The sequence below is a fragment of the Acidimicrobiia bacterium genome (assembly GCA_040880805.1).
Taxonomy (GTDB): domain Bacteria; phylum Actinomycetota; class Acidimicrobiia; order IMCC26256; family DASPTH01; genus DASPTH01.
In genome coordinates, this window is the sequence record JBBDHW010000037.1 from 101,810 (window position 1) to 109,994 (window position 8,185).

Here is an 8,185-nt window from a genome sequence, read left to right on the forward strand (position 1 = left end):
CTGCGTGGTCGCTGCGTGATCGCAGCTCGAGCGCAGCTGCGTCGTGAGTGTGGGTGGGGTTGGAGGACCGGTGGACGACCGGGTGGCGACGGCGCTGTGTGTGCTGGGCCCACTGGAGGTCGTGCGCGAGGGTGAGCCCGTTCGGTTGGGGAGCGGGCAGCAACGCCGCGTGCTCGCGGCGCTGTTGGTCCACGCCAACGAGGTGGTGTCGAGTGACCGCCTCGTCGACGTCTTGTGGGGTGACGAGCCGCCGCCGAGCGCGACGCACACGCTCCAGGCATTGGTGTCCCGGCTGCGCGCGACGCTCGGTGAGGACCGCCTCGAGACCCGGGCGCCGGGATACCGGCTGCGGGTGGCGAACGGTGAGGCGGACGTGTTGCGTTTCGAAGAGCTGGTGCGGGTCGGGCTCGGGGCGGCGGCACAACCGGAGGTCGCGCTGCGCGCGTTCGACGAGGCAGTCGGGTTGTGGCGAGGATCCCCTTACGCGGAGTTCGCGAGCGAGGAGTTCGCTGCCCCTGAGGTGGCTCGACTGGTTGAGCTGCACGCCCGCGCGATCGAAGAACGGGCCGCCGCGCTGTTGGAGTTGAGCCGTCCGGAGGAGGTCATCGGGGAGCTCGAGGCCGAGATCGCCGCAGCGCCGTTCCGGGAGCGTCTGCGAGCGCTGTTGATGCTGGCGCTCGCGCGTGCGGGAAGGCCGGTCGAGTCACTGCGCGCCTATGACGCGTTTCGTCGGTTCCTGGCCGACGAGGTCGGCGTGGTGCCCTCACCCGGGTTGCAGGAGCTCAACGACGACATCGTGCGTCAACACCCCGATGTGTCGTGGGCGGGATCGCCTGGCCGGGACACGGGCAGGCCAGATCTGCCGTCGGGGACGGTCACCTTCTTGTTCACCGATGTGGAGGGTTCGACGCGCCTGTGGGAGGAGTTTCCCGACATGCCCCAAGCGATGGCGCGTCACGACGAGCTGCTGCGCAACGCGGTCGAGGCACACGGTGGCCACGCGGTCAAGACCACCGGCGACGGGCTCCACGCCGTGTTCTCGACCGCCCACGACGCGGTCACCGCGGCGGTCGGCGCACAAACGGCGCTGCTCGCCGAGGACTGGAACATCACCGAGACCGTACGGGTCCGGATGGGAATCCACACCGGCGTGGCCGAGGTCCGCGACGGCGACTATTACGGCAGCGTGGTGAACCGCGCCGCGCGTGTGATGTCGGTGGCGCATGGCGGACAGGTCATCGTGTCAGCCGCGACCGAAGAGCTGCTGCACGACGCGCTACCCGAGAAGTACGGGTTCGTCGACCTGGGAGAGCACCGGCTGCGCGACCTGGGGCGGCCGGAGCGTTTGTTTCAGGTGACCCATCCCGATCTGGGACGGGAGTTCGCGCCGCTCCGCACGTTGGACGCGTTCTCGCGCAACAACCTGCCGCGTCAGGTGACGACGTTCGTCGGCCGCGAGGCGGAGATCGCGTCGGTGGCGGAGCTGGTCCGCGAGACGCCGCTGGTGACGCTGACCGGGGTGGGTGGCGTCGGCAAGACCCGCCTGGCGTTGCAGGTCGCCGCTGACGTGGTCACGGAGTTTCCGGACGGCGTGTGGTTGTGCGAGTTCGCGCCGGTCACTGACCCGGAGGCGGTGTGGGAGACCCTCGCAACGAGCCTGCGGGTGCAGCCACCGCCGGGTCGGGCGCTGGATGAGTCGGTGCTCGATTATCTCGCGGCCAAGCGGCTGCTCCTGGTACTCGACAACTGCGAGCACCTCCTCGATGCGGTCGCCCGTCAGGTCGACGCGATTACCCAGCGTTGCGCGCGCGTGTCGGTGCTGGCGACGAGCCGGGAGGGTCTCGGTTTGGCGGGCGAGCGGATGGTCGCGGTGCCGTCGCTGGGTGTCCCGGCCAGTGATGCGGATGTGGACGAGCTCAGGCGGGTGGAGGCGGTGTGTCTGTTCTGGGATCGGGCGAGCGCAGCGAAGAGCGACTTCGCGCTCACCGATCGCAACGTCGGTGCCGTCGGGGAGTTGTGTCGACGCCTCGATGGGATCCCACTCGCGATCGAGCTGGCGGCGGCGCGGGTGCGGTCGCTGTCACCGGACGATCTCGTCGCCCGGCTCGATCAGCGTTTCAAGCTCCTCACGCACGGCAGTCGCGCGGTCCTCGAGCGCCACCAGACGCTGCGGAGCACCATCGACTGGTCCTACGACCTACTCACCCCCACGGAGCGTCACGCCTTGCAACGGCTGTCGATATTCGCGGGTGGCTGTGATCTCGCGGCCGCAGAGGCGGTCCTGCCCGGCGACATGCTCGACGCGTCGGACGTGATCGACGTGTTCAGTCAACTGGTCGACAAGTCCCTCGTCGTCGTCGACGACACCGACGGCGGGGTACGCTACCGGCTGCTCGAGACCATCCGCCAGTACGCGCGGGAGCGGCTCGACGCGAGTGGCGACCCGGTCGCGCTGCGACGTCGCCACGCCGACCACTACGTTGCACTGGCCGAGACGGCCGGTCCGCACCTACGGAGCCAAGACCACCTCGAGTGGACCAGCGTCGTCACGCGCGACGTCGACAACTGTCGGGCTGCGCTCGACTGGGCGGTCGAAACGCCTTCGCCGGAGCACGCGCTGCGCCTGGTGGCGCCCTTGGCCGTGCAGGGCAGGACCGGCGAACTCGCGATGGACTGGGCCGCCACCGCGAGCACGATCCCGGGCGGCGACACTCACCCGCTCCTTCCTGCGGTCGTCGCGTGGGCCGCTTGGGGCGCAATGGTGGCCGGCGATCTCGAGCGGGCCGAAGCCCTCGTCGCGATCGCGGAACGAGCCCAAGCTGCGCTCGGTACACGGCTTTCGTCCGTGCCGCGGGCTCAGGCGATCCTCGCGTTCTTTCGTGGTGACTTCGAGGAGGCACGACGTCACGCTGGGGAATGGGTCGAGCTCGCGCGGACGGCGCGCGACCCGTACGAACTCGCGCACGCACTCGTCATGCTCGCAAGTGCGCTCCAGATCACCGAACCGACGCTCGACGCCGCGATCGCGGCCGGTGACGAAGCGGCGCGCGTCGCCCGTACCGCCGGCATCGACAGCGCGCTCTCCTTCGGGCTCCCGAACCTCGCGAACTGGCTCCCGTACGAGGAGTCCGAACGCGCGCTCACCCTGCTCGACGAAGCGACCGAGGTCAGTACCCGCATCGGCGACCGCTGGGGTGTCGCACACGCGACACACCAGAAAGGTCATATCGCGGCCCGGCGCGGGGAATGGCGAACCGCCCTCCGGGCAATCGTCGACGCCTCCGACCAGAACCTCCAACTCGGTGCTCTCGCAAACGTTGGGCTCTGCCACCTGGCCGGGGTCGCGTTCTGGGAGCTCAGATTGTTCGAGCCCGCGGCCGTGCTCATCGGGAAGTCCGACGCGATGACGGAATTATCGGCACCGGATTGGGTCCTCGAAATGAAGGCGGCGGCCGACGCCGCCCTCCGCGAAGCCCTCGGCGAACCCCAAGTTGCGAGGCTCGCCGAACAAGGCGCCGCCCTCGACATCGCCGACGCCGTCGCCTACCTACACGCCGAAGCCGACCAAGCACTCCGCCAAGACTGACGGGCTTGACCGCGCTCGAGCTGCGACCGCGCTGCGAGACCTCTCCCTGATTCTGTGGTCGAGGAAAACATCCTCGTGTGCCAACGAGTAGGCGGAGACCGAGATGAACAAGGTGCTGATCCTCGCGGCGACGATCGCCGCGGCCCTGGGCATCGGCGTCGGCACGGCGGCCGCGACGCCGAAGCCGACGCCGAACACCTACTGCGGAGCCTTCAACATGGTCCAGGCCTGGCCCGGCATGGGCGCGAACGTCCCCGAAGGCGGCGGCATGGAACACGCGATGGACGTCAACAACACCAACAACACCAACGGCAATGACGGAATGAACACTGCCGTAACCAACACTGCGTGCTGAACGGCCACCGTCCCAAAGGAGGAACAACGATCAAGCGTCTACTCGCACTCCGAACGGTCTCCGCGGCGCTGACCGTCGCCGCCGTCGGCGCCGAGCCGTCGACTTCACCAGGCGTGCCGCGCCGGGCAGGCAGGGAAGCCGCCGCTGCCTGCCCGGCCGATCACAGTCGGGCCGGCTTACTCCTGAAGTCGGGCGACGATGTTCGGCAGAACCGGCGCAGAACTGCCGCGCTCACGGTCGTGATACAGAACGCGCCGCCAGAACGCGCGCAGAACTGTTATGGCGGGGAGCACAGAACGGCACGTCGGTGTGCCTGCGAGGGGGTATCGGGACGCATCTGCGCGGGTCATGTCGCCGGATGGCCGACGGTGCTGGCGTAGCATCCGGGGGATGTTCGTCTACACGGTGTACTTCTCGGTCGGCGACGACAAGGTGCTCGAAGCATGCCGTGCCTTCTACGAAGGGACTCTCGGGCTGACGATCGAAACCGAGGTGCCGGACCATTCGGTCTGGTTCAAGGCTGGCGAGATGACACTGGGCTTCCATGTCGGCGACCCGCCCGGCAACCCCGCGGCGATCAATATCGGTCTCGTCGTTGACGACGTCCAAAGCGAGTTCGAGCGCCTGCGCGATCTCGGAGTGCCCGTCGTGCGGGAGCCATACCGTCCGGCGTGGGCAGCGCAAGCCACGGTCATCGCCGATCCCGCTGGGCATGCCGTCACTCTCGCCACACCCGAGATGGCCTAGCGACGCGCGGCCACGAGTCGTCGCCGTGGGTCATCCGTCGGGGTCGTGCTTGCGCTGGTGCCCGGCGGGTGTGTGGCGCTTCCGACTGAGTCGATCAGCTGGCGGTCGAGCGGAACTCGTATCGCATGATCGGGCGTGGAGGGAGGTGTCGAGCGACGGTTGTGAAGCCTGCGCGTTCGAACGTCGTGAGATAGCCGGTGTGTGACGCGCTGGGCGTCAACTCGGCATCGAGCGGGTACGCCTCGACGGCGACCGCTCCGGCACGTCGAGCGGTTACGAGCGCGGCATGGATCAGCGCCGAGGTGACACCTTGGCGTCGGTAGCCCTTGCGGATGTAGAAGCACGAGATCGACCACACGGGCTTGTCATCGACGCGTGCGAGTCGCCGCGTTCGGTCGAGCGCCGGTAGGGCCTCGCGAGGCGTGAGTTGGCACCAACCGACCGCGATGTCGTCGTCGAACGCGAGCAGTCCTGGCGGAGGACCCGCAGACACGACTTCGCGGAAGGACTCCTTGTTGGCATCTGGTGAGCGGCTTCGGTACGTGCTGCCGATCCGCCAGTACATGCACCAACACCGACCCACCGGACCGGTGGTGGCGAAGAGATCCTCCAGCGCAGGCCACAGATCCTCGGTGAGTGCTCGCACGACGAGTCCCATGAGGTATCGATCGGGCGCGCAACGTCACCGGCAAGCGGCTCGTCAGCGTGACCTTTGCGGATCAGCCCGATGCCGCGCCGTATGTTGCGGCGCTCGAGCTCTCGAACTCGTAGGCCACAAACGGCTCGTCCCCAAGGATCCAAGCGTCGTGACCGGGCTCGATGCGGTACGCCTCACCGGGACCCGCCTCGGCTTCGGTCCCGTCGTCATGGACCACGTGGATCCGACCTGACAGGACTGCGCCGACGTGCCGAACTTGACAGCGATCTGTGCCGACGACTGGCTTGACGCACTCCGACCACCGCCATCCGGGCTGCATCGTCAAGCGCGCAGCCTTGATGCCGTCGCCGAGGTCAACGACTTCGACGGTCGTCTTCTCGGGCTTTCTCGTCTCGTCAGGTGCGTCGAAGCTCTTGCCGACCAGATTCGCCATGGCACAACCTCCGCTCAGTGCAACTGGAGACGCCAGCAGTCTTGCTCCTGCAACGCTGAAGCGCAACGCCCCTCAGCGTATAGATCTGTCGTTCGTCTCCTCGTAGTGATGGCCTACACCGCCTGGATCTTCGCGTCTTTCTAACCCGGCGTCATGCGCATGGCCAACGACGGCGATCGGTTACGCGCCTGGGAATCCGGTGGCGGCTTACAACGGACTGCTGCCAGAGTGCGGCTTGTGCCAGAGAACTACTTCGACGAAGGGATAGCAAGAAGCTACGAGGCCAAGTGGCCGGAGCTGTTCGAACCTGCGGTCGTCGACCCGGCGGTGAGCTTCCTCGCCGATCTGGCAGGAAGAGGTGCCGCCCTCGAACTCGGCATCGGTACCGGACGGATCGCATTACCGCTCGGCGAGCGCGGTCTCCGTGTCCATGGGATTGAACTTTCGCCGGCCATGGTCGCTCAGCTGCAAACGAAGCCGGGCGCGAACGACATTGGTGTGACGATCGGCGACTTCGCGACCACCACGGTGGACGGGACGTTTACCCTCGCCTACCTCGTCCGCAACACGATCATGAACCTGACCAGCCAAGACGAGCAGGTTGCGTGTTTCCGCAATGTCGCCGCACATCTGGAACCGGGTGGGTGCTTCGTGATCGAGGTCATGGTTCCCGAGCTTCAACGTCTCCCGCCCGGCGAGACCATCCACGCGTTCACGGTGACCCCAACGCATCTCGGCTTCGAGGAGTACGACGTCGCGACCCAAATCGCGTTCTCTCACCACTACTGGGTGGTCGATGGCCAACTTGAAACGCGGTCGGCGCCATTTCGCTACGTATGGCCGTCCGAGCTGGACCTGATGGCGCGACTCGCCGGAATGACCTTGCGCGAGCGCTGGAGCGACTGGAACCGTGAGCCCTTCACCAGCGACAGCAGGCAACACGTCTCGGTCTGGGAGAAGGCCGCGTAGCGGGTAGTCGAAGCACTCCGAACTGGCACGTGCGGCCCGCGAGTCAAACCGACAGGCCGACGAGCTTGGTGTCGAGGTACTCGTTGATTCCTTCGCGCGCGCCTTCGACGCCCAGCCCGCTCTGCTTCACTCCGCCGAACGGGGCCGCTGCCGACGTGGGGTTGATGTCGTTCACGCCGACCATCCCGAACCGCAGGCGCTCCATCACCTTGAACGCGCGCGACAAGTTGTTCGTGTACACGTAGGACGCGAGGCCATACTCGGTGTCGTTGGCCATCGCGATCGCTTCGTCGTCGTCGTCGAACACGATGACGGGCGCGATCGGACCGAACGTCTCCTCGCGATAGATGAGCATGTCGGGTGTGACGTCGGCGAGCAGGGTGGGCGCGTAGAAGTAGCCGGCGTCGAGGCCGTCGGCCGTGAGCCGCGTTCCGCCGGTCACGACGCGCGCCCCCTTGTCCACCGCGTCGGACACCTGGCGTTCCATCTTCGCCATCGCCTGGTCGTCGATGAGCGGTCCGACGGTGACGCCGTCGACCAGACCGCTCCCCGCCTTGAGCGCCTGGAAGCGTTGTTCGAGCGTGGCGACGAACTCGTCGGCGAGCCCGCGCTGCACGAACAGTCGATTGGGGCAGATGCAGGCCTGCCCGGTGTTGAGGAATTTCACCGCGGCCGCACCCTTCGCCGCGTGCACCGGATCGGCGTCGTCGAGCACGAGGAACGGCGCGTGGCCGCCGAGCTCCATGCTCACCCGCTTCACCTGCGCGGCGGCCTGCTGTGCGATGAGCTTGCCGACCTCGGTCGAGCCCGTGAAGGTGATCTTGCGCACGAGCGGGTTGGTCACGAGCTCGCCGCCCACCTGCTCCGGGTCCGATGTGGTGACGAGGTTCACCACGCCTTCCGGGACGCCGACCTCCTCGAAGATCTTGAAGACCTCCACCGCGAGGAGCGGAGTTTGCTCCGCGGGCTTGAGCACGATGGTGCAGCCGGCCGCCAGCGCGGGCGCGATCTTGCGCGTGAGCATCGACACCGGGTAGTTCCACGGTGTGATTGCGCCGACCACACCCACGGGTTGCCGCAGCACGAGGAAGCGCTGGTCGGCGCGTGCCGACGGACGCCACTCGCCGATGGGATCGTCTGCCCGTAGACCCGCTTGGCTTCCTCCGCGAACCAGAGCAGGAAGTCGGCCGCGTAGCCAACTTCGTTGCGCGCCATGCGGATCGGCTTGCCCTGCTCGTCGGTCATGAGCTTTGCCAGTGCCTCGCGCCGCTCGAGCATGAGCTGGTGCGCCTGGTACAGGAACGCGGAGCGTTCGTACGCGGTGCGCGTCGCCCACGGTTCGGACGCAGCCGCGGCCGCGTCGATCGCGGTACGGACGTCGTCGACGCCGGCGTCCGCGACCGAGTCGATCACTTCACCCCTGGCCGGGTTACTCGA

At 67.4% G+C, this 8,185-nt stretch carries 6 protein-coding genes and 1 pseudogene; 4 read left to right on the forward strand and 3 right to left on the reverse strand.

Features of this window, described 5'->3' with window-relative positions:
- Window positions 1-70 precede the first annotated feature (70 nt).
- The 3 genes from WD271_09800 (at window position 71) to WD271_09810 (ending at window position 4,688) form a co-directional block, all read left to right on the forward strand.
- Window positions 71-3,586 (forward strand): BTAD domain-containing putative transcriptional regulator, encoded by a 3,516-nt coding sequence (locus WD271_09800; GenBank protein ID MEX1008121.1) that lies wholly within the window; start codon window positions 71-73, stop codon window positions 3,584-3,586.
- Window positions 3,587-3,689: 103 nt separating this feature from the next.
- On the forward strand, window positions 3,690-3,941 hold the full coding sequence (locus tag WD271_09805; protein MEX1008122.1) for a hypothetical protein: 252 nt from the start codon (window positions 3,690-3,692) through the stop codon (window positions 3,939-3,941).
- Window positions 3,942-4,331: 390 nt separating this feature from the next.
- Complete coding sequence (locus WD271_09810) at window positions 4,332-4,688, forward strand: VOC family protein (GenBank protein ID MEX1008123.1); 357 nt, start codon at window positions 4,332-4,334, stop codon at window positions 4,686-4,688.
- A 94-nt stretch (window positions 4,689-4,782) separates the two neighbouring features.
- On the opposite strand, the gene WD271_09815 is transcribed toward WD271_09810, so the two are convergent.
- Window positions 4,783-5,346, reverse strand: a complete 564-nt coding sequence (locus WD271_09815) for a GNAT family N-acetyltransferase (protein MEX1008124.1) — start codon at window positions 5,344-5,346, stop codon at window positions 4,783-4,785.
- 61 nt (window positions 5,347-5,407) lie between these two features.
- Window positions 5,408-5,779, reverse strand: a complete 372-nt coding sequence (locus tag WD271_09820) for a cupin domain-containing protein (GenBank protein MEX1008125.1) — start codon at window positions 5,777-5,779, stop codon at window positions 5,408-5,410.
- A 153-nt stretch (window positions 5,780-5,932) separates the two neighbouring features.
- Here WD271_09820 and WD271_09825 point away from each other — a divergent pair, with 153 nt between their 5' ends.
- Window positions 5,933-6,748: a class I SAM-dependent methyltransferase gene (locus WD271_09825; protein MEX1008126.1), complete on the forward strand. Its 816-nt coding sequence runs from the start codon at window positions 5,933-5,935 to the stop codon at window positions 6,746-6,748.
- Between the two features lie 43 nt (window positions 6,749-6,791).
- Here WD271_09825 and WD271_09830 read toward each other — a convergent pair.
- A pseudogene (locus WD271_09830) lies at window positions 6,792-8,185 on the reverse strand (NAD-dependent succinate-semialdehyde dehydrogenase).

Bases quoted from the DNA above. Each gene is read 5' to 3' on its own strand.
- WD271_09815 (MEX1008124.1), bottom strand. From the start codon at position 5,346: ATGGGACTCGTCGTGCGAGCACTCACCGAGGATCTGTGGCCTGCGCTG.
- WD271_09820 (MEX1008125.1), bottom strand. From the start codon at position 5,779: ATGGCGAATCTGGTCGGCAAGAGCTTCGACGCACCTGACGAGACGAGA.
- WD271_09810 (MEX1008123.1), top strand. From the start codon at position 4,332: ATGTTCGTCTACACGGTGTACTTCTCGGTCGGCGACGACAAGGTGCTC.
- WD271_09805 (MEX1008122.1), top strand. From the start codon at position 3,690: ATGAACAAGGTGCTGATCCTCGCGGCGACGATCGCCGCGGCCCTGGGC.
- WD271_09825 (MEX1008126.1), top strand. From the start codon at position 5,933: ATGCGCATGGCCAACGACGGCGATCGGTTACGCGCCTGGGAATCCGGT.